Source organism: Labilithrix sp., from assembly GCA_019637155.1.
Taxonomy (GTDB): Bacteria; Myxococcota_A; Polyangia; order Polyangiales; family Polyangiaceae; genus Labilithrix.
Genome location: JAHBWE010000001.1, coordinates 105,879 through 124,614, shown reverse-complemented (window position 1 = coordinate 124,614; position 18,736 = coordinate 105,879). Strand labels below are relative to the sequence as shown.

The 18,736-nt window shown below is 70.9% G+C and carries 19 protein-coding genes; 12 read left to right on the top strand and 7 right to left on the bottom strand.

What is annotated here, in order from left to right:
* Window positions 1–13: 13 nt before the first annotated feature.
* The 7 genes from KF837_00590 to KF837_00560 are packed head-to-tail and all read left to right on the top strand — an operon-like array spanning window position 14 to window position 7,692.
* Entirely contained in the window at window positions 14–988 is a 975-nt protein-coding gene (locus KF837_00590) for an ABC transporter ATP-binding protein (GenBank protein ID MBX3225770.1), read from the top strand.
* Window positions 985–1,734: an ABC transporter permease subunit gene (locus KF837_00585; GenBank protein ID MBX3225769.1), complete on the top strand. Its 750-nt coding sequence runs from the start codon at window positions 985–987 to the stop codon at window positions 1,732–1,734. Before KF837_00590 ends, KF837_00585 begins: the two co-directional genes overlap by 4 nt.
* Complete coding sequence (locus KF837_00580) at window positions 1,731–3,332, top strand: Gldg family protein (GenBank protein MBX3225768.1); 1,602 nt, start codon at window positions 1,731–1,733, stop codon at window positions 3,330–3,332. The genes KF837_00585 and KF837_00580 overlap by 4 nt, the downstream gene beginning before the upstream one ends.
* Window positions 3,329–5,407, top strand: a complete 2,079-nt coding sequence (locus KF837_00575) for a DUF4340 domain-containing protein (protein ID MBX3225767.1) — start codon at window positions 3,329–3,331, stop codon at window positions 5,405–5,407. The genes KF837_00580 and KF837_00575 overlap by 4 nt, the downstream gene beginning before the upstream one ends.
* Window positions 5,408–5,436: 29 nt before the next feature.
* Window positions 5,437–6,369, top strand: a complete 933-nt coding sequence (locus KF837_00570) for a DNA adenine methylase (protein ID MBX3225766.1) — start codon at window positions 5,437–5,439, stop codon at window positions 6,367–6,369.
* Window positions 6,366–7,028: a 5-formyltetrahydrofolate cyclo-ligase gene (locus tag KF837_00565; GenBank protein ID MBX3225765.1), complete on the top strand. Its 663-nt coding sequence runs from the start codon at window positions 6,366–6,368 to the stop codon at window positions 7,026–7,028. The genes KF837_00570 and KF837_00565 overlap by 4 nt, the downstream gene beginning before the upstream one ends.
* Before the next feature lie 52 nt (window positions 7,029–7,080).
* Window positions 7,081–7,692: a hypothetical protein gene (locus KF837_00560; protein ID MBX3225764.1), complete on the top strand. Its 612-nt coding sequence runs from the start codon at window positions 7,081–7,083 to the stop codon at window positions 7,690–7,692.
* 150 nt (window positions 7,693–7,842) lie between these two features.
* On the opposite strand, the gene KF837_00555 is transcribed toward KF837_00560, so the two are convergent.
* From KF837_00555 to KF837_00535, 5 genes are all read right to left on the bottom strand, one after another.
* Complete coding sequence (locus KF837_00555; protein ID MBX3225763.1) at window positions 7,843–8,280, bottom strand: hypothetical protein; 438 nt, start codon at window positions 8,278–8,280, stop codon at window positions 7,843–7,845.
* Between the two features lie 172 nt (window positions 8,281–8,452).
* Entirely contained in the window at window positions 8,453–9,715 is a 1,263-nt protein-coding gene (locus KF837_00550) for a hypothetical protein (protein ID MBX3225762.1), read from the bottom strand.
* 46 nt (window positions 9,716–9,761) lie between these two features.
* Window positions 9,762–10,142 (bottom strand): hypothetical protein, encoded by a 381-nt coding sequence (locus tag KF837_00545; protein MBX3225761.1) that lies wholly within the window; start codon window positions 10,140–10,142, stop codon window positions 9,762–9,764.
* Window positions 10,143–10,272: 130 nt separating this feature from the next.
* On the bottom strand, window positions 10,273–10,902 hold the full coding sequence (locus KF837_00540; protein MBX3225760.1) for a hypothetical protein: 630 nt from the start codon (window positions 10,900–10,902) through the stop codon (window positions 10,273–10,275).
* Window positions 10,903–11,035: 133 nt separating this feature from the next.
* A complete protein-coding gene (locus KF837_00535; GenBank protein MBX3225759.1) occupies window positions 11,036–12,568 on the bottom strand; it encodes a Tim44 domain-containing protein in 1,533 nt (510 codons plus the stop codon).
* Between the two features lie 105 nt (window positions 12,569–12,673).
* Here KF837_00535 and KF837_00530 point away from each other — a divergent pair, with 105 nt between their 5' ends.
* The 5 genes from KF837_00530 (at window position 12,674) to KF837_00510 (ending at window position 17,431) form a co-directional block, all read left to right on the top strand.
* Window positions 12,674–13,921 carry a helix-turn-helix transcriptional regulator gene (locus KF837_00530; protein MBX3225758.1) on the top strand — a complete coding sequence of 416 codons (1,248 nt, stop codon included), beginning with the start codon at window positions 12,674–12,676 and terminating at the stop codon, window positions 13,919–13,921.
* Window positions 13,922–13,987: 66 nt separating this feature from the next.
* On the top strand, window positions 13,988–15,145 hold the full coding sequence (locus KF837_00525; GenBank protein MBX3225757.1) for a hypothetical protein: 1,158 nt from the start codon (window positions 13,988–13,990) through the stop codon (window positions 15,143–15,145).
* An 83-nt stretch (window positions 15,146–15,228) separates the two neighbouring features.
* Window positions 15,229–15,864: a hypothetical protein gene (locus KF837_00520; GenBank protein ID MBX3225756.1), complete on the top strand. Its 636-nt coding sequence runs from the start codon at window positions 15,229–15,231 to the stop codon at window positions 15,862–15,864.
* Between the two features lie 230 nt (window positions 15,865–16,094).
* Window positions 16,095–16,853, top strand: a complete 759-nt coding sequence (locus KF837_00515; protein ID MBX3225755.1) for a hypothetical protein — start codon at window positions 16,095–16,097, stop codon at window positions 16,851–16,853.
* A 17-nt stretch (window positions 16,854–16,870) separates the two neighbouring features.
* The gene (locus KF837_00510) at window positions 16,871–17,431 is read left to right on the top strand and encodes a hypothetical protein (GenBank protein ID MBX3225754.1); all 561 of its coding nucleotides are present in this window, start codon (window positions 16,871–16,873) and stop codon (window positions 17,429–17,431) included.
* Window positions 17,432–17,447: 16 nt separating this feature from the next.
* Here the strand turns inward: KF837_00510 and KF837_00505 are convergent, their stop codons facing one another.
* Both KF837_00505 and traF read right to left on the bottom strand, forming a co-directional pair.
* Window positions 17,448–17,888: a transcriptional repressor gene (locus KF837_00505; GenBank protein MBX3225753.1), complete on the bottom strand. Its 441-nt coding sequence runs from the start codon at window positions 17,886–17,888 to the stop codon at window positions 17,448–17,450.
* Between the two features lie 146 nt (window positions 17,889–18,034).
* Window positions 18,035–18,730 (bottom strand): conjugal transfer protein TraF, encoded by a 696-nt coding sequence (traF, locus tag KF837_00500; GenBank protein MBX3225752.1) that lies wholly within the window; start codon window positions 18,728–18,730, stop codon window positions 18,035–18,037.
* Window positions 18,731–18,736: the final 6 nt, after the last annotated feature.

The following is an 18,736-nucleotide window of genomic DNA, read 5'->3' as shown; positions in this document are numbered from 1 at the left end:
AGCGGAGGGCCGAGTGATCTCGGTCTCGCACCTCGTGAAACGCTACGGCCCGAAGGTCGCGGTGGACGATCTCTCGTTCGCGGTCGACAAAGGCGAGGTCGTGGGCTTCCTCGGCCCGAACGGCGCGGGCAAGAGCACGACGCTCCGGATCATCGCCGGCTTCCTCGGCGCGACGAGCGGCAAGGTCGAGGTCGCCGGCCACGACGTCGCGAAGGAGAGCTTCGAGGCGCGGCAGAAGCTCGGCTACATGCCGGAGGCGGTCCCGCTCTACCCCGAGATGCGCGTCGCGGAGTACCTCCGTCATCGCGCGGAGCTGAAGCGCGTCGCGTCGGGCGCGCGCAAGGACGCGGTCTGGGACGCGATGGGCAAGGCCGGCGTGCGCGACGTCGCCAACGTCGTCATCGGCAACCTCTCGAAGGGCTACAAGCAGCGCGTGGGCCTCGCCGACGCGCTCGTCGCGCGCCCTCCCCTCCTCGTCCTCGACGAGCCGACCGCGGGCCTCGACCCGAACCAGATCCGCGAGGTCCGCGACGTCATCCGCGCGCTCGGGAAGGAGCACACCGTGCTCTTGTCGACGCACATCCTGAGCGAGGTCGAGGCGAGCTGCACGCGCGCCCTCGTCATCGCGCACGGCAAGCTCGTCGCGGCGGGCACGATGGAGGAGCTCGCGAAGAAGCGGCGCGCGGCGGGCCTCCGCGTCGTGGTGCGCGGCGACGCCGAGCGCGCGGAGGCGCTCTTGCGCGGCACCTCCGGCATCGCGAAGGTGCAGCGCCTCGAGGGCGAGGGCGGCGTCCACACCTTCTCGTGCGCGTGGCAGAAGAAGCTCGAGTCGCCGGCGAAGACGGCGGAGGACGCGGTCACCGCGCTCGTCGGCGCGGGCCTCTTCGTGCGCGAGGCGTCGCCGGTGAAGAGCTCGCTCGAGGAGCTCTTCGCGGAGCTGACCGGCGCCGCGACGCCGGAGCATGACGCAGAAGAGGCGGCCTCGTGAGGAGCTTCTGGCCGCTCTACAAGCGCGAGCTCTTCGCCTTCTTCGTGACGCCGCTCGCGTGGGTGCTCATCACCGCGTTCCTCGTCGTGCAGGGGATGCACTTCTTCCTCCTCGTCGATCACTTCTCGAGCGCGGGGCAGACCGTGAGCGACCAGACGCCGCTCCAGGCGTTCTTCGGGAACACGGTCCTCCTCTACCTCGTGCTCTTCCTCCTCGTGCCGCCGATGACGATGCGGCTCTTCGCGGAGGAGCGGCGGAGCGGGACGATCGAGTGCCTGATGACGGCGCCGGTCTCGAGCGTCGCGGTCGTGCTCGCGAAGTACCTCGCCGCGGTGACGACGTACGCGGCGATGTGGCTCCCCACCCTCCTCTACCTCGTCATCCTCAAGCAGACCGGCGAGATCGACTGGCAAGCCGCGGGCGCGGCCTACCTCGGCGTCTTCCTCGTCGGCTGCGGCTACATGGCGATCGGGCTCCTGATGAGCGCGGTCACGAAGAGCCAGTTCCTCGCGCTCGTGATGACGGCGATGGTCATCCTCGTCCTCTTCATCCTCGGCATCGGCGAGTTCGTCACGCGCGAGGGCACGCTCATGCACGACGTCTGCGCCCACGTCTCGATCTGGGCGCACATGAACGACTTCGCGTCCGGCGTCGTCGACTCGCGCCGCCTCGTGTTCTACGGCTCGCTCACGGTCGTCCCGCTCTTCGCGACCGTGCGCGCGGTCGACGCGTGGAGGTGGGGATGAAGCCGTGGATGAAGCTCCCGCGCGTCGATCCGCAGCGCCTCTCGCAGCTCGTCGCGGTCGCGCTCGCCGTCGTCGTCGCGGTGCTCGTGAACGCGATCAGCGGGCGCCACTTCACGCGCTGGGACTGGACGAAGAACCAGCGCTACTCGCTCTCGCCCGCGACGCTCGAGACGCTGCGCTCGCTCTCCGAGCCGATCGAGATCTGGGTCCTGCTCGGGCCCGCCGATCCGATCGAGCAGAGCGTGAAGCAGCTCCTCGTCGCGTACCAGGCGGAGACGACGAAGCTCGACATCCACTACGTCGATCCCGATCGCAACGTCGTCGCGCTCGAGGACGTGAAGAAGCGCTTCAAGATCGAGACCGGGCGCACGGAGGAAGGTCACGTCGTCGCGGACGCGATCGTCGTCGTCGCGCGAGGCCAGCGCCACTGGTTCCTCGGCGCCGCCGACATGGTGGAGGTGCAGACTGGCGACGACACGCGCGTGAAGCCGAAGGAGGAGCGCGCGATGACGGGCGCGATCCGGAGCGTGCTCGGCTCGTCGAAGTCGAAGCTCTGCTTCACGACCGGCCACGGCGAGATGAGCCCGGAGGACCCGGGGCAGGAGGGCGCGGGCCTCCTCAAAGACGTCCTCGTGAAGGACAACTACGAGATCGACCGCGTCGAGCCCGGCGCGCCGGACCAGGCGACGCCGTTCGCCGGCTGCGCGGTCGTCGTCGTCGCGGGGCTCCGCGGCGCGTGGACGAAAGAGGAGACGGAGCGGCTCCGCACCTACCTCCTCGAGGGCGGGAACCTCTTCCTCGCGACGAGCCCGATCACCGGCAACAGCGAGACGGGGCTCGTCGGCACGAACCTCGATCGCGCGCTCTCGCCGTTCGGCATCGCGCTCGACGACGACCTCGTAATCGAGGAGGACCCTGCCTTGTCGGTGCCCGGCACCGGCGGCATCCGCTTCTTCGCGCAGGCGCGGCAGCACCCGCTCACCGCCGCCCTCGCCCGCGGCGACGAGAAGCGGGACGTGCCGAAGATCGTCCTCCACTTCGCGCGCTCGCTGCGCCGCGCGTCGGAGCCGGGGAGCGCGAACCCCTCCGATCTGCTCTTCACCTCGAACAAGGCGTTCGGGCTGATGAACGTCGCCGGCGCCTCGGAGTGGAAGGAGGCGCCGCAGAAGAGGGCGGGCGACCTCGCCGGCCCGCTCGTCGTCGCGATGGCGTCGGAGCGCCCGAAGGTGCAGAAGGACGCGCCGCACGGACCGCGCGTCGTGGTGGCGGGGACCGCGAGCGTGCTCACGTCGCCGACGTTCCGCGAGCCGCTCCCGCTCCGCGGCGCCGCGCTCTTCACGGAGAGCGCGATCTCCTGGCTCGCGTCGAAGCCCCAGGTCCTCGACGTGCCGGAGCGCGCCTCGGTGTCGGCGGGGATCCGGATCACGGAGGACGATCGCGCGGCGGTCCGGCGCTACGTCCTCTTCTTGATGCCGGGGACCGTCGCCGTGCTCGGCGTCTTCATCGCGCTCTGGCGCCGGCGGACGGAAGGCGCGGAGGCGCCGGCGCCGGCTCCGACGCCGACTCCGACTCCGAAGAAGAAGAGCAAGAAGAGGTGAGGCGGCACGTCACCACCATCGTCCTCTTCGTCGCCGCGATCGTGCTCGGGGTGTACTTCTGGCGCGATCGCGCGAGCGTGAGCGAGGGCGAGCGGCGGAGCCGCGAGAACAACGTGTTCCCGGCGTGGCGGCGGGAGGAGCTGTCGCGGATCGAGATCGCGCACGAGGGCGAGGCGCTCGTGCTCGTCCGCGAGAAGGCCGACGCCGCGTGGCGCATGACGTCGCCGCGGAACGAGCGCGTCGATCAGCAAGCCGTCGAGCGCCTCGCGACGACGCTCGAATTCGCGACGCGCGTGCGCAAGCTCGGGAGCGGCGACGAGTCGGCGCTCGGCTTCGCGGCGCCGCGCGCGAGCGGCGCGGTCACGATGGGCGCGCTCTCGTTCCGCTTCGTCCTCGGCGGCGTGTCACCGCGACCGGACGGCTCGGCGTACCTACGTATCGACGACGGCGATCCGTTCGTCGCGTCGAAGGAGCTCGCCGAGACGCTGCTCGCGCCGTCCGACACGTACCGCGATCGCAGCGTCGTGCCTTACCTCTCGCTCGAGCTCGCGCGCTTCGAGGTCGTGCACGCGGGCGGCGGCTTCATGGTGCGACGCCACGACGAGCGATCGTTCGACGTCCCCGACCTCGGTGTGCTCGCGTCACGCACGGCCCTCGACAAGGCGTGGAGCGCGCTCGCGGAGATGCGCGCGGAGGCGTTCCCGAAGGACAGCGACGCCGACCGCCTCACCGCGTCGCCGCGGATGACGATCCGGATGCACCCCAAGGACGCGGCGAAGCCGATGGGCGAGCTCGTCGTCGGCGAGGCGTGCCCCGGCCACCCCGACGACGTCGTCGTGCTGCGGAAGATGCCGACGCGCGTCCTCGCCTGCGCGCCGAAGGGCGCGATCGAGCAGCTCGCCGCGATCACGCCGGACTGGCTCGTCGACCGGCGGCCGTTCTCGTTCCGCCACGACGAGATCGAGGAGCTGCGGCTCGAGGGCGGCGACGCGAAGCCGATCGAGATCGCGCGGAAGGGCACCGGCTTCCACGAGCGCGAGCCGGTCGATCGCGATCGCGTGGGCCCCGACGCGGAGGGCGCGAGCGAGCTGCTCGTCGCGATCGAGCGCACCGAGGCGCTGGAGGTGAAGCCGGGCGGGAAGCCCTTCACCGCGATCGCGAAGGCGCGGGTGCGCGCGTCGTCGTCGGGCGCCGAGCACGAGGAGACGGTGGAGGTGGGGACGCTCGGCGGCGAGACGGTGGAGCTGCGGCGTGTCCGCGACGACGCGCGGCTCACCGTGAGCGCGGCCGCCGCGCGCCGCTTCGTCCCGCGCGAGACGACCCTCCGTCCGCTCGCGCTCCTCAACGAGACGCGTCGCGTGACGAGGGTGGTGCTCCGCTGCGGGGAGCCGCAGGAGCTGGTCGACGCGGGGGAAGGTCTTCGTCTCGTGGAGCCGCGGGGCTACGAGACGGACGGCTCCGTCTCGCAGCTCGTCGACGGGCTCGTGCGCGGGAAGGTGCTCGCGTGGACGGCGGATCGCGACGACGGGACGTTCGGCCTCGGCCCCGACGCGTGCCGCGTCGTGCTCGGGTTCGCGGACGGCAACACGCCCGTCACGGTGAGCTTCGGGAAGCCGGCGGAGGGCGGGGTGTACGGCAACGTCGACGGGCGGCCGGAGGTCTTCGTCGCGCCGAGCGCGCTCGAGGAGCTCGCGAAGCGCATCTACGTGAGCCGCGCCGCGCTCCGCGTCGCGCCGGAGCAGGTGGCGAGCGTCGCCGTCACGGTGAAGGGTCAGCCCGCGGCGCTCGCGCCGTCCGCGCAGCTCCGCGAGGCGGCGGGCTCCTTCTACGCCGAGCGCGCGGTGAAGCTCGGGACGAACGACGTCGGCGCGGCGGACGTCGAGATCGTCATCACGGTCGCGGATGGCGGCGCGCCGAAGCGCGTCTCGTGCGCGACCAGCGACGACACGAGCCTCCGCTGCGCGACGCCGGACGTGAGGGCGGTCTTCGAGGTGAAGGCCTCGACCGTCGCGCGTTTCGTCGTCTCTCCCCGCGACGCACGCGATGCGCGCGATGCGGCCGTTGACGCAGAGTGAGCGCTCCGACTACGTTGAACGCTGCCGAGATGGGTCGAACCGCCGCCGTGCAGCAGCCGAGACCGGACCCGCGGCAGCTCTCCCTGGTGAAGGATCCCGATCCACGTCCCTTCCTCAAGTGGGTCGGCGGCAAGACGCAGCTCCTCGATCAGCTGCAGCCCCTCCTCCCCGCCACGTTCCGCAACTACTTCGAGCCGTTCGTCGGCGGCGCGGCGCTCTTCTTCGATCTGCGCGCGCGGTGGCGCCTCGAGAACGAGGTCACGCTCAGCGACGTGAACTCGGAGCTGATCGAGTGCTACGCGGCGGTGCGCGACGACGTGGAGGGCGTCATCCGCGTGTTGCGCGATCACGTCTACGAGAGCGATCACTACTACCGCGTGCGCGGGCTCGATCGCGCGGGGCTCTCCGCCGCCGAGAGCGCGGCGCGCACGATCTACCTCAACAAGACGGGCTTCAACGGCCTCTACCGCGTGAACCGATCGGGCCGGTTCAACGTGCCCTTCGGGCGCTTCACGAACCCGCTCTTCTGCGACGTCGAGAACCTGCGCGCGGTGTCGCGCGCGCTCCGCAGCGTGAAGCTCGTCAACGGCGACTTCTCCTCCGTCATCGAGACGGCGAAGAAGGGCGACTTCGTCTACTTCGATCCGCCGTACGTCCCGCTCTCGCCGACGTCCGACTTCACGGGCTACATCCCGGGCGGCTTCGGCGAGGCGGAGCAGAAGAAGCTCGCCAAGGTGTTCGCGAAGCTCGCGCGGCGCGGCGTCCACGTGATGCTCTCGAACTCGGAGACGCCGCTCGTGCGCGAGCTCTACGCCGACTTCGACGTCGAGGTCGTCTACGCCTCGCGCAGCGTGAACTCCAACATCACGCGCCGCGGCAAGCTCCCCGAGCTCGTGGTCCGCTCCTACGGCGGCAAGAAAGCCGGCGCGAAGAAGGCCGCGAAGGCCGCCGCCAAGCAATGAACCGCCCGCCGCGCGGCGTCGATCCCGGCCCGTCCGACCCGCACTCGCACGCCCTCGCGCCGGAGGAGGTCCTCCGCTTCAAGGTGAAGGCGGAGCTCCGCAAGCGCATGCGCGGCGTACGGAAGACGACGCCGCTCGAGTCGATCGCGGAGCGCTCGGCGAAGATCGTCGCCGCGCTCACGGAGCACGAGGCCGTCCGCGCGGCGAGGTCGGTCGCGCTGTTCTGGCCCATCGTCGCGCGGCACGAGGTCGACCTCCGCGCGCTCGACGCCGCGCTCCGCACCCGCGACGTCCGCGTCGCCTACCCGACGATCGACGCGGAGAACGACGTCATGTCGTTCCGCTTCGTGTCCGACGTCGCGAAGCTGGAGGAGCAGGGCTACGGGTTCGCGGAGCCGCCGGCGGACGCGGCCCACGCGACGGACCTCGACGTCATCGTCGTCCCCGCGATCGCGATCGATCCCACCGGCCACCGCATCGGCTACGGCGCGGGCTACTACGATCGCACGCTCCCGCGCTACGCGCCGCCCGCGGTCACCCTCGCCGTCGCCTTCGACTGGCAGCTCATCGCCGAGGTCCCCGCGACGGACGGCGACGTCCGCGTCGATTGGATCGTCACCGACGCCCGCGTCGCGAAGGCCGAGCCCTCGGGAATCTGAAATCGCGCGCCGGCCCCGTGGCTCGCGGGAAAGGCCGGTGCTACCGACAGGCATGTCACGAGGTCTCTTTCTCGCGGCCGCTGCTGCGCCGCTCGCCCTCCTCTTCGCGTGCACGACCGAGGTGAGAGAGGTGCAGGCGCCGCCCGCGGCCGACGCCGACGGCGGGAGCGATCCGGCGCAGACGACCTCCGCGACGGAGCCCACGATCGGCGAGAGCTGCCAGAGCTACATCGACTGCGTGACCGAGATGACCCCCGAGGCCGCCGGCGTCGCGGTCGAGACGTACGGATCGACGAGCGCTTGCTGGAAGGGCACCAAGAAGGAGCGCGCGGCCTGCGAGAAGGCTTGCGGGGCGGCGTTCAAGACGTGCCGCGCAGGCGTGTGCGCCCTCAAGAGCGGCAGCAAGTGCGTCAGCTGCTGCAAGGGCATCGAGCCGAAGGGGGTCGATGCCTTCCGCGAGATCTACCTCACGGAGCTCGACAGCCAGGCGTGCGCGTCGTGCAGCGGCTGCTGCACCAAGAGCTCGCTCTCGTGCCGGCAGTGCGCGAAGAACTACGACGACAGCGACGCGCGCAAGGCATGCGACGACGACGCGTCGTGCGCGACGATGCTTCGCTGCGTCGACTCGTGCGATAGCGAGTCGTATCTCTCGATGGAGCCCTGAAGCCGAGCGCTTGGAGCCGTAGCGGCGAGCCGTTGCGATTTGAGGCTGTGAAGCCGTCGCGCGTCGCAGCCTTCCTTGCGTTCGCCGCCTGCGGAGGCCGCCACCGCGTGCCTCACGACCGCCGCCGTCCGCTACGCGAAGAAGCGCGGCTCAGTCGCAGAAGAGGTCGACGTTCTTGATCGCTTTGTAGATGGCCGCGTTCTGCGCGGGCGTCGCCGGCACGCGGGCGCGCGCGCGGGCGAGGATCAGCTCGGAGCGCGCGTTCTGGCACGCGTCCGCGCGTCGCTCCTCGTCGCTCGGCCCCGGCCCGACGACCTCGCAACGAGGAGGAAAGCCGCCGTTCGCGCACCTCTCTTCTTCGCCCCGCGGGTTGGCCGGCGTGCAGACGTTTGCGCGGATCCGAACGCTCGCGGTGTCGAGATCGCCGTCCGCGTCCTCCTCCTCCTCCGCCGCCGCGTCCTCTTCGTCGTCCGCGTGACCGCAGATCGCGGACGTCGTGTCCCCCATCTCTTCCCGCGCGGTCTCCGGCGCACAGCCCGTCGCCGCCGCGACGAGCAACCCAAGACAACCGAGCCACTTCGAGAGCATGGCCTCGAGAAAGCAAACGATGCGCCATCGCGCCCGCGCCGAGCGCTCGACGCGCGATCGACCAGGAACACACCGAGATCGCGCGCGCCGTGCCGTCGCCTGACCACCCGCGACGAGGGTCCTGCATGCTCCACCTCCATCGCAACCGCCGGAGGTCACCGATCCACCCCGATCAAGACACGTCGACGAGCTCCGTCTTCGCCCAACGCGCGATCAGCTCGGCGCGCGAGCTGACGCTGAGGCGGCGGAAGATCCTCCCGAGCTGGTGCGTCACCGTGTGCTTGCTCTTGCCGAGGCTCGCCGCGATCTCGTCGCTCGACTTGCCGCGGAGGAGCGCGCGCACGACGCGCTGCTCGGCGGGGGTCAAGCTCGCGAGGTCGTCGAGTGACACGTTGGGCCGCGGCCCGGAGAAGACGAGGAGCTCCTGCTCGTTCGCCTGCATTCGCGTGAGATGCTCGGGCGGCGCGAGGCGCTCGATCAGCCCGACGCGCGATCGAACGCGGAGCTTCTGGTAGACGCGCGCGAGGAGGCCGCCCACCGTCCCCACGCTGACGCCGAGCTCGTAGCCGATCAGCTTCTGCGAGTGGCCACGGATCGTCCAGCCCGCGACCGCGGCCTCCATCGGCGCGAGCCCGCGTGGATCGCGCACGCCGGGCGGGTTCTCGTACGCGATGACGTAGCGCCGGCCGTCCGACTCCACCCGTCCGACGAGGGTGTACGTCCCCGCGACGAGCGCGCGCCACGACGTGAGGAGCTCGTCCGGATCCGCCCGCGACGAACGCGCACGCTCGAGGCGAATGACGCGCTCACGCAGCGACTCGAGCGCGCTCTCGTGACCGCGCTCGACGTGCGCGACCTTCCCCGACGGCGCGAAGATCGCGCCGGGCTCCTCCGCGCCGGAGGCGACGAGCCTCCGCGCCGCCGCGACGTGCGCGGCGATCATCGCGAAGCGCGCGCGCTGCTTGGGGACGAGCCGGTGCCGCGCCGCGAGGTTGAACGCGAGGAGCACGCCGCGCCCGTCGGGGTCGACCGCGTTGACGTAGACCGCGTCGTACGACGCGACGCGCTTCGCCGCCTCGGCGCCGTGCTCGTGCTGCTCCGTGAGGAGCGTGCCCATCGTCTCGCTGTAGGTCGCGGCCGGCTTCATCCGTCCGAAGAGCGTGCGGCGGAAGTCCGCCGGCGCGTGCGCGAAGCTCTGGTAGACCTCCTCCGCGAGCGCCGCCGGCGCGCCGTCGGTGACGACCGGATACGACGTGCGCCACGCCTCCGGCGGTCCGGAGAGATCGTAGACGTACGCGACGCCGGAGGGGCTCTCGGGGATCAGCCCATGCAAGCCGGCGAGCACCGCCGGCAACCACGACGCGCGCGGCTCCTCGTAGATCGCCTCGACGACGTCCACGAGCGATCGCGCCGATCGCCGCCCGTTCTTGACCACGATCGCCGAAGCTAGCTTCCTCCGCCGTGGCGTCCGAAGCGCGAAGTCATCGTGCAAAGAAAGTGGCCATGTCGCCGCTCCCGTCGCGCGCGACGAGCGCGAGGTAGCTCCGCCAGCGCAGATCGCGCCTGACGCGTGGCCGATCCCGCGTCGGCGGACCGCCGTTCAGGAGGTCGACCTTCGCGCCGCTCTCGAGCTGGGCCTCCGCCACGATCCAGCCGTCGTCGCGCGCCGGATCGGGAGAGAACATCGACCACCGCTGCGTGAGGCCGAGCGGGCGGAGCACCGCGCCGAGCGCAGGCGACGGCGCGCCGGAGAGCTCGCCCGCGTTCCAGGCGACGATCGCCGCGAGCGCGTCCCAGAACGGCGGCGGCAGGAAGAGCGCCCAGCACGCGAACATGATCCACGGGAAGAGATCGAGCCGCATCGTGAGGAGCATCCCGGCGTGGAGCGACGGCGGCCCCGGCAGGCTCGAGAGATCGAGCCCCGCGAGCGCGGCGCGCGGCAGACCGCGAGCGCGCGGACGTCGAGGGTGAACGTCCGCGCGAAGAGGCCGCTCAGGCGGCGCTACCGTTGGGATGGACGTAGTAGAAGACGGGCGGGAGGATGTCCTTGCTCGTGTGAGAGATCGGCTTCGGCTGGGCGACGCCGTACTGCATGTCCGTATGGTTGTAGTTGGCTTGGCGGTGGACGAGCTCGACCAAGATCGACTTCGGTGAGGTCTCGTTGAAGGTCATACGGAAGACGACCGGCTCTCCGTCGAGGACGTAGCTGACGGAGGCCACGCGGACCGAGGCGTACATCGAAGCGCTCGCGCTCACCCTCCTGAATCCGGCAGGGATCGTCCTGTCGACGAGCGCCCACCTGGACCCGGAGGGGGACGGCACGAGCGCCTTGTACGAGAAGGACGGGACGAAGAGCTCGCCGCTCACCTTCACGTTGATGAGGGTGGGCTGGCTCTGGTCACGCGTCAGGGTGACCCTGAAGCCGGGCGAGGTCATGCTCTGGGGGATGCCGCGGCTCGGCACCACGTGCTTCGCGACGCCGCCGTTGAACGCGAGGATGTCGGCGTCGGTGATGGGCGTGGGCACAGCCGATGCGTCCGACGCGACGGCCATCAGGGCCGCGACGCCGAGGCCGGCGAGGAGCGTACGGCGGGAGCAGGAGGTGCTGGTCTTCGTGGTCATGGTGTCGGTCCTTCCTCTACGTGCAATCGTCTTCGACGACGCGGGGAACGCTCGAGTCATCGCGCAAGGAAAGACGCCATCCATCGGCCGGCGGCGCGATGGCGCCTTTCCTTGCGCGATGGCGTGCGCGCGCTCACCCGCGGTAGACCTCGTCCTGCTCGATGCGGGAGAGGACCCAGTCGAAGTCGGCGGTCGTGACCTTGGCCTTGCAGAAGCCGCAGTGACCGCCCATCCCAACGTCGAGCGGAGCGCCGCAGCGCGGGCACTCCTTCGATCCCGCCGTCGCGGCGCGGCCGCGGATGACGGTCCAGTATTCGGTGTAGCGGCGAGGCACGGCGCGGTCGCCGCTCACGAGCGCGCCCGTCGCGTCGGACAGGGTGTAATCGAGGCTCGACGCGTGGACGCGGACCGTCACCGCGTCGTAGTACGCGTCCTCCGTCACGTCGCAGAGCTCGAGCTTCGAGATGCGCGCGCCCTCCGTGACGTTGCGGAGCCCCTGGCGACGGTACTCCTCGACCCAGAACGTCTGCGCCGCGAAGAGCGCGTCGCTCATGAGCGGGCGCATGCTCGCGAGATCGCGCGCCGCCCACGCCGTCTGGAACGTCGTGAAGATGGCGTGCACGCGCTGCGAGACGGCGTCCCAGCCCGCGGCGGGATCCGACGCCGACATCGCGGCGAGGCGATCGGCGGCGCCGTCCGCGACGACGGTCGCGAGATCGGTGCCTTGCTCGACGACGTCGCTCGTCAACATGGGGCCGCGCGCGCTCGTCTCGTGGACGACGACCTCCTCGACCGACCAGTCGAGCTCGCCCGACGTCACGTGGCTCCCGCAGTGCCCGCAGACGCCGGCCACGACGACGTCGAGCGGAGCGCCGCAGCTCGGGCAGCCGATGACGCGCGCCTTCGCCGGCGCACGGGAGCGCGCGTCGCGGCGTCGCCGGAGCGTCCACACCTCGCGCGCGTAGACGCCCTTCCCACCGGCGGTGTAGTTCGACTCGAAGCCCACCTTCACGCGGACGTGCGGCGACGACGGCTCGAGGCCCTCCACGTCGACGACGGACACCGCGCCGACGAGCACCGTCGCGATCGTGCCCTCGCTCGACGCGAGCGCCGCGCGCGCCGCCTCGCCGAGGTACGGCGCGTAGCGCGCGAGGGCGCCGCTCCCCTGCGCCATCTTGATCTCGGTGTAGAGCAGCACGAGGAAGTCGTCGAAGAGGACGAGCGAGAACGCCGGATCGCCCTCCCGCAGCCGGAGGAGCTCGCGGCGCGCGCCGGCCCTCGGCGCGACGGGCGGCGGCGCGCCGGCGCGCATCTGCTTCTCGAGCGCACGCCTCCGGTCCTCACGCCGCCCCATGAGGGTGCCGATGACGAAGAGCGAGACGAGCACGACGGCGAGGCCGGCGACGAGGATGGTCCCGTGCTCCTTGCTCACCGAGGCCGTGGGCCGATCGTCGTCCGCCGGCGCGGCAGGCTTCGGCGAAGGCGAAGGCGAAGGCGAGCGCGAGGGGCTTCTTGGCGACGCGGGCTCCGGCTTCGTCGGCTCGGGCGCCGAGCGCGGCGGCGGTCCCGAGAACGCGCCGCCTCCCCCCGGGCGCGCGTCGGCGCCGCCGGCCGCGGCGACGAAGACGAGCACGGTGAGCACGCGGAGGAGCTTCGCCGACGACATCACGAACGACGACGGTACGCGTCGCGATCGAGGCGCTCGAAGCGCGAAGTCATCGTGCAAGGAATTCCGCTACGAGGCCCTTCGCTCGCGATATACTGCCGGTGTTTGCGCGCACGCCGAGTCGCTCAGGTCATCGACGCCGTCGAGCGGATCTACGCCGGCGTCGAGACCGCGGCGCCCCACGTCTGGCTCGGCGACGCGCTGGAGGCGCTGGAGGCGCTCGGCGTCGAGAGCCGCGGCGGGTTCGCCTACGCCTACGACATCAGCGGCCCGGTGTCGTCGTGGCGCATCTCGCGCCCGATCGTGAAGGGAATGCCAGAGGCGATGGGCGACGCGATCCAGGCGAGCTTCGCCGCCGCGCCGCCGGAGTATCGCTCCACGCTCATGCGCCTCGGGCCGACCGGGACGCTCGCCGCCAGCGTCGGCGTGCGACTGAACGAGTCCCCGGGCCCTGGCCCGCAGGTCGCGCGGGCGCTCGAGGCGGCCGACGCGCTCTACGTCAACGCCGTCGATCCCGATCGACGCGGCATCTTCATCGGGTTCACGATCCAGGGTGAGCGGCGCCTCCACGTCGCCGAGCGGCGGCGGCTCGCGATGATCGCCGCGCACCTCGCGAGCGCGCGGCGGCTCCTCGTGTCGGGGCGGAGCGAGCCGGTCGCCGTCTTCGAGCGATCCGGAGCGGTGGCGCACGTGGGCCGCGATCACGTCGGGGCGCTCGACGCGCTGAAGACGCGGATGGACGAGATGAAGGGCCTCGACCGCCGGACGAGCGATCCCGACGAGGTCCTCGCGCGCTGGACGGCGCTCGTCTCCGGGCGCTACTCGATCGTCCGCCGCTTCGACTCGGACGGCCGCCGCTACGTCTTCGCCTACGAGAACCCGCCGAACGTGTCGGATCCGCGCGGGCTCGCGCCGCAAGAGGCCGCGATCGCGAACCTCCTCCTCTGCGGTCATTCGCAGAAGCTGATCGCCTACGAGCTCGGCCTCTCCGTCGGCACCATCGGTGGCCTCCTCGCGCGCATCTTCGAGAAGGTCCGCGTGCGCTCGACCGCGGCGCTCATCGAGCGGCTCGCGATCCCGACCCAGGTCGCGACGTCGACCGAGGCGGGGCGCGAGCTCCTCCTCTTCTCGGCGCCGACGGAGCCGTCCAGCGCGCCCCTCCCGCTCACCGGCGCGGAGCGTGAAGTCGCCCTCGCCGCCGCGCGCGGAGCGACGAACCACGAGATCGCGCGATCGCGCGCGACGAGCGCGAGCACGGTGCAGCACCAGCTCACGAGCGCCTATCGAAAGCTCGGCGTCGCCTCGCGGAGCGAGCTCGTCGCGCATCTCCTCTCCGCGCGCGCCGACGAATAGGAGCGCGCATCGTGCAAGGAAAGCCGCCATCGACGCGCGCGGCGCGCTCGATCGACGATGCGCGCCATGCGTTCCATCGCCATCTTGTTCGCCACCACCGTCCTCGCCACGAGCGCGTGCTCGAAGAAGGACGAAGGCACGGCCGGCGCAGCGGGCTCGGCGTCGGCGGCCTCGTCGACGACGGCGGCCGCGCCGGCGCAGCTCGACCCCACGCTCGTCGAGCACGTCAAGGCGCACGTCGAGAAGTGCACCGTGAACGTGGAGCAGGGGCAGGCCTACTCGTGCAAGGACAAGGTGACCGAGGCGATGGCGGCCTACGTCCGCGAGAAGAAGCCGGAGGGCTTCGCGTCGACGCTCATCGCGCTCGTCCAGAAGAAGGACGACGAGAAGACCTCCGCCGCCGCGGTCGCGCTCCTGTCGGAGCAGTTCGACAACCTCGGCGAAGAGGGCAAGCGAAAGAACGCGTCGGCCGCGGTGACGACGAGCGCGCTCGCGATGCTGAAGGAGAACGCCGGCAACCGCGCGACGCGCCTCGCGCCCGCCGTCGCGCAGCTCGCGACCTTGAGCGGCTCGTTCGACGACCTCTACGCCGCCGTCGACGCGCACCCGGTGAAGGAGGCGCGCGACAACGCCTACCGCAACCTCCTCGTCTTCGGGCGCCTCAAGACGCTCCCGAAGCTGAAGGAGGTGGCGGAGAAGAAGAGCGAGCACGCCGCCGCCGCGCTCGACGCACCCCGCAAGCCGATGACGAAGTGGACCGACGAGGAGCGCGGCGCGATCTGCGCGTGGGCGAAGGGCTACCTCGCCGACAAGAGCCTGACGACGGCGTCCGTCGCCGCCAACGACATGATCCTCTGCAAGGGCGAGTACATCGACGCGCTCCTCGCCGAGGCCGAGACGCGCCTCAAGAACAAGGAGTTCAAGGACCCCTTCGCGATCGTGATGCGCGAGCCGTGCTTCCAGATCGTCCAGGACCTCACCGCGAAGGCGGCGGGAGAGGCGCAGTGCGAGGCGGTCTACACCTTCCTCGAGAAGGTCGCGAACGACGCGTCGGCCGAAGACTCGGTGCGCGGGCTCGCGCTCTGGAACATCTACTACCAGCGGCGTGACGAGAAGACGCTGAAGCTGATGAGGAAATACGAGAAGCACCCGAACGCCGAGGTCGCGAAGCGCGCGAAGGAGGCGATCGCGTCGCTGACGACGACCTACAAGCTGAAGGGCTGATGGCGCGTTTCCTTGCACGATGACTCGATGCGACGCCCGCATCGTCGAAGACGACTGCACGAAGTGGGAAGGGAACAACGACCATGAACACGAACACGAACATCGCCTCCTGCACCCGTCGTACGGTCCTCGCCTGCCTCGGCGTCGCCGCGCTGATGGCCGTCGCGTCGGACGCCTCGGCCGCGCCGCTCACCGACGCCGAGCTCGGGGCGTTCAGCGCCGGAACGGCGAAGCACATACCGAACCACGCGCTCAACACCCGCATCCCGCAGAACGCGACCTCGCCCGGCTTCAAGCTCACGATGACGCGGCAGCAGGCGCTCATCCAGGTGCGGACGAACGGCCAGGTCTTCATCCCGCCGTTCTCGTACAAGGCGCTCGGGGGTTCGGCCGGCAAGTGGACGCTCGTCGACAAGCAGTACCCCGGCGGCTTCGTGAACGTGAACCAGACGGACTCGATGGTCCGCGACGCGACGACCATCGTGTATCGAAACGTCAACACTGGGACCGGACCGTTGGTCGATTTCTCGCTGACCTTCAACTCGGCGAGCACTCCGAAGACGGTGCTCGTCACGGTGACCTACCAGCAGCGCGAGTACGACTACTATGACCTGCATAAGGTCGTTACTCCGTTGCCGCGCAGCTACACCGCCAAGCAGCTCGGCGGCGCGTTCATCTACGCGATCCAGCCTCCCGCGGCCTCCGGCGGCGCCGCCTGAGCGGAACGCCGATCCAGCCCCGCTGCCTGAAGCCCTCAAACGTCATCCGTTGTCATCGGCGATTGGCGGCAGGAGCAAAACCGATCTCAAGAAGCAGGGGCGTCACGTTCACGCTCACGATCCCGCTCACCGCCCGCTCCGAGACGGTCTCGCGGGTCACGGCGGCGTGAGGACCCGGCCGCCGCCGCCGACCGTTGACCGATCGCGCGAAGCCGCGAATGCTCGTGCGGATGGCCGACGATGCACTCCTCTCGCGCGACGAGCTCGTCGCGCAGGTCGCCAAGGCACACCACGGCGCGTCGTACGCGGAGGCGTCCGCGACGGGCAAGGCGCTCGCGGCGTGCTCCAAGCTCCCGCGCGTCGTCGCGGAGAACGTCGGCGCGGGCTTCGGGCAATGGGACTTCTTTCCGGAGGCGACGGAGATCGTCGACTTTGCGCTCGCCTACGTCCCTCCCGCCGACGAGGCGGCGGCGATGGCGATGGCGAGGACCTGGGCGGCGGACGACGCGGGCGGCAAGCGGACGATGCTCGCGCTGATCGGGCGCGACGTCCTGAAGCACGAGGCGCGCCGTCTCGGTCTCACGACGCTCGTCGAGCTGTGCGAGGAGACGCGCGCGACGCGCGCGAACGAGCTGCGGAGGAGCCTCGGCCTCGAAGCAGCGGCGGTCGCGAAGCCGAAGCCGGGGCCGGACGCGCCGGCCAAGCCCGCCCGCAAGCGGGAGCGCGCCGCGCCGAAGGCGGAGTTCCAGGTGCCGGCGCGGATGCCGAAGCCGGCGTTCGTGCCGCCGAAGAAGGCCGCGCCGCCGCCGCCCGCGCGTCGCTTCAGCCATCCGAAGTTCGGCGAGGGCGTCCTCGAGCGAACGGAGGGCAACGGCGACGACGCGAAGCACACGGTCAAGTTCGCGAGCGGCACGAAGACCCTGCTCGCGCGTTTCCTCACCGAGATCGCGACGACCTCGGAGAGCGCGGCGTCCCAAGAGCAGGGCTGATCGCGTACGCTCGATCGATGCGCACCGCGCTCGTCCTGCTCTTCGGCGCCCTCGCCGCTTGCTCGTTCAGCACGAGCTCCAACGCTCCCGCGCCGGCGGCGCCTCCGCCGAACGGCGCGTGCATGAACGGACCGCCGATGTGCAGCCCCGATCGCCGCGCCGTCATCCAGTGCCAAGGCGGCGCGTGGCGGATGCTCCAGGCGTGCGGCGGCGCGCAAGGCTGCGCCGTCGTCGCGAACATGATCCGCTGCGATTCGAACGCCGCGCCGCCGGCAGCGGGACCGTGCGCGGAGGGCGGCTACGACTGCGCGCCGGATCGACGTTCGCTCCTCGTCTGCCGCGGCGGGCGTCAGGTCATCGCCTCGACCTGCCGCGGCGCGCGCGGCTGCACCGTCGCGAGCGCCGTCGACTGCGACCACTCCATCGCCGCGCTCGGCGACCCATGCGAGAGCACGACCGAGATCGCCTGCGCGACGGACGGCAAGCAGCTCCTCCGCTGCGCCGGCGGCACGTACCAGCTCGGCGAGCTGTGCCCGAACGCCTGCCTCTCCACGAGCGGCCGCGTCCTCTGCCAGTGAGCACGCGACGAGGTCATCAAGAAGATCGCGCCGGGTCTCGGGGCGGGCGGGCGCGCGCGGTCTTGGCCTGGCAGTCCGGGCACGAGCCGTACATCTCGTGCTTGTGGGACTTCAGGACGAAGCCGTAGCGGGCGGCGATGCGCTCCTGGAGCTCCTCGATCTTCGGCTCCTCGAACTCGACGATCTTTCCGCAGTCGACGCAGATGAGGTGATCGTGGTGGCTCGACTCGTCCGCGAGCTCGTAGCGCGTGAGGCCGTCGCCGAACTTGCGCTCGAAGGCGACGCCGCACTCCGTGAGGAGCTTGAGCGTGCGGTACACCGTCGCGTAGCCGACCCTCTTGTCGTGCTGGCGCACCTCCGCGAGCAGCTCCTCGATCGAAATGTGGTTCGGGACCTTGAAGAAGGTCTCCACGATCAGGCGCCGCTGATCGGTCGAGCGGAGGCCCCGCTTCTCCATGTGCTCGTGGAGGAGCGCGCGGAAATGCTCGAGGTTCGGCGGGGCGTGCCCGTCGTGCGTGACTGACTTCGCCGCCTTCGCGCCGCCACCCATCCGTCCTTGAGATGTCGCGCCGGGCCCGCGTCCCGTCAAGGCGGATCGGCTCGTCACGGGCGCTCGACCGGAAGACCTTCCGACTCCCAGGCCAAAATGCCGCCCTCGAGGAAGGCGACCGGCGTGCCCTGCTCCGTCATCTGCGCCGCCAGCTCCTTCACCTTGTCGCCCGCGCGATCGTAGAGCGCCGGCTGCCCCGGCAACATGTAGAGCTCCGCGAGCCGACCCTCGATCTCCTCGAACGGGAGGCTCTTCGCGCCCGGGAGGTGGGCTCGGCCGTAGGCCGCCGCGTCGCGAACGTCGACAGGGGTGACCACACCCTGCTTGATGAGCTCCGCGAGCTCCCGCGCCTTCAGCGCGCCCGCCGAGCGCGGGAGGAACGGCTCGACCATCGCCTTCAGCTGCTTCTTGCCGAGCGGGCCCACCTGCGCGTCCGCGAGCCGCTGCTCCGCGAAGAGCATGAACGTCGGCACCCCCTGGAGGCGGAGCTGCCGCGCGAGCCCCGGCGACTGATCGATGTCGAGGCGGACGACCTTGACCTTGCCCTCCATCTCCGCCGCGAACGCCTCGACCTCGGGCGCGATCTGCTTGCACGCCTGCGAGCGATCGCTCGTGAACTGAACGAGCACAGGCGTCTCCGCGAGGAGCACCACCTGCTCGAAGTCACGCTCCGTCACCGTCGCGATCGGCCCACCTCCACCAGCCGGCGCTGCCTTTCCCCTCGCTCCGCCTCCGCCGAAAATGTGCATCGACGC

Bases quoted from the DNA above. Each gene is read 5' to 3' on its own strand.
- KF837_00580 (MBX3225768.1), top strand. From the start codon at position 1,731: ATGAAGCCGTGGATGAAGCTCCCGCGCGTCGATCCGCAGCGCCTCTCG.
- KF837_00570 (MBX3225766.1), top strand. From the start codon at position 5,437: ATGGGTCGAACCGCCGCCGTGCAGCAGCCGAGACCGGACCCGCGGCAG.
- KF837_00565 (MBX3225765.1), top strand. From the start codon at position 6,366: ATGAACCGCCCGCCGCGCGGCGTCGATCCCGGCCCGTCCGACCCGCAC.
- KF837_00560 (MBX3225764.1), top strand. From the start codon at position 7,081: ATGTCACGAGGTCTCTTTCTCGCGGCCGCTGCTGCGCCGCTCGCCCTC.
- KF837_00555 (MBX3225763.1), bottom strand. From the start codon at position 8,280: ATGCTCTCGAAGTGGCTCGGTTGTCTTGGGTTGCTCGTCGCGGCGGCG.
- KF837_00545 (MBX3225761.1), bottom strand. From the start codon at position 10,142: ATGCGGCTCGATCTCTTCCCGTGGATCATGTTCGCGTGCTGGGCGCTC.
- KF837_00540 (MBX3225760.1), bottom strand. From the start codon at position 10,902: ATGACCACGAAGACCAGCACCTCCTGCTCCCGCCGTACGCTCCTCGCC.
- KF837_00535 (MBX3225759.1), bottom strand. From the start codon at position 12,568: ATGTCGTCGGCGAAGCTCCTCCGCGTGCTCACCGTGCTCGTCTTCGTC.
- KF837_00525 (MBX3225757.1), top strand. From the start codon at position 13,988: ATGCGTTCCATCGCCATCTTGTTCGCCACCACCGTCCTCGCCACGAGC.
- KF837_00520 (MBX3225756.1), top strand. From the start codon at position 15,229: ATGAACACGAACACGAACATCGCCTCCTGCACCCGTCGTACGGTCCTC.
- KF837_00515 (MBX3225755.1), top strand. From the start codon at position 16,095: ATGGCCGACGATGCACTCCTCTCGCGCGACGAGCTCGTCGCGCAGGTC.
- KF837_00510 (MBX3225754.1), top strand. From the start codon at position 16,871: ATGCGCACCGCGCTCGTCCTGCTCTTCGGCGCCCTCGCCGCTTGCTCG.
- KF837_00505 (MBX3225753.1), bottom strand. From the start codon at position 17,888: ATGGAGAAGCGGGGCCTCCGCTCGACCGATCAGCGGCGCCTGATCGTG.
- traF (MBX3225752.1), bottom strand. From the start codon at position 18,730: ATGCACATTTTCGGCGGAGGCGGAGCGAGGGGAAAGGCAGCGCCGGCT.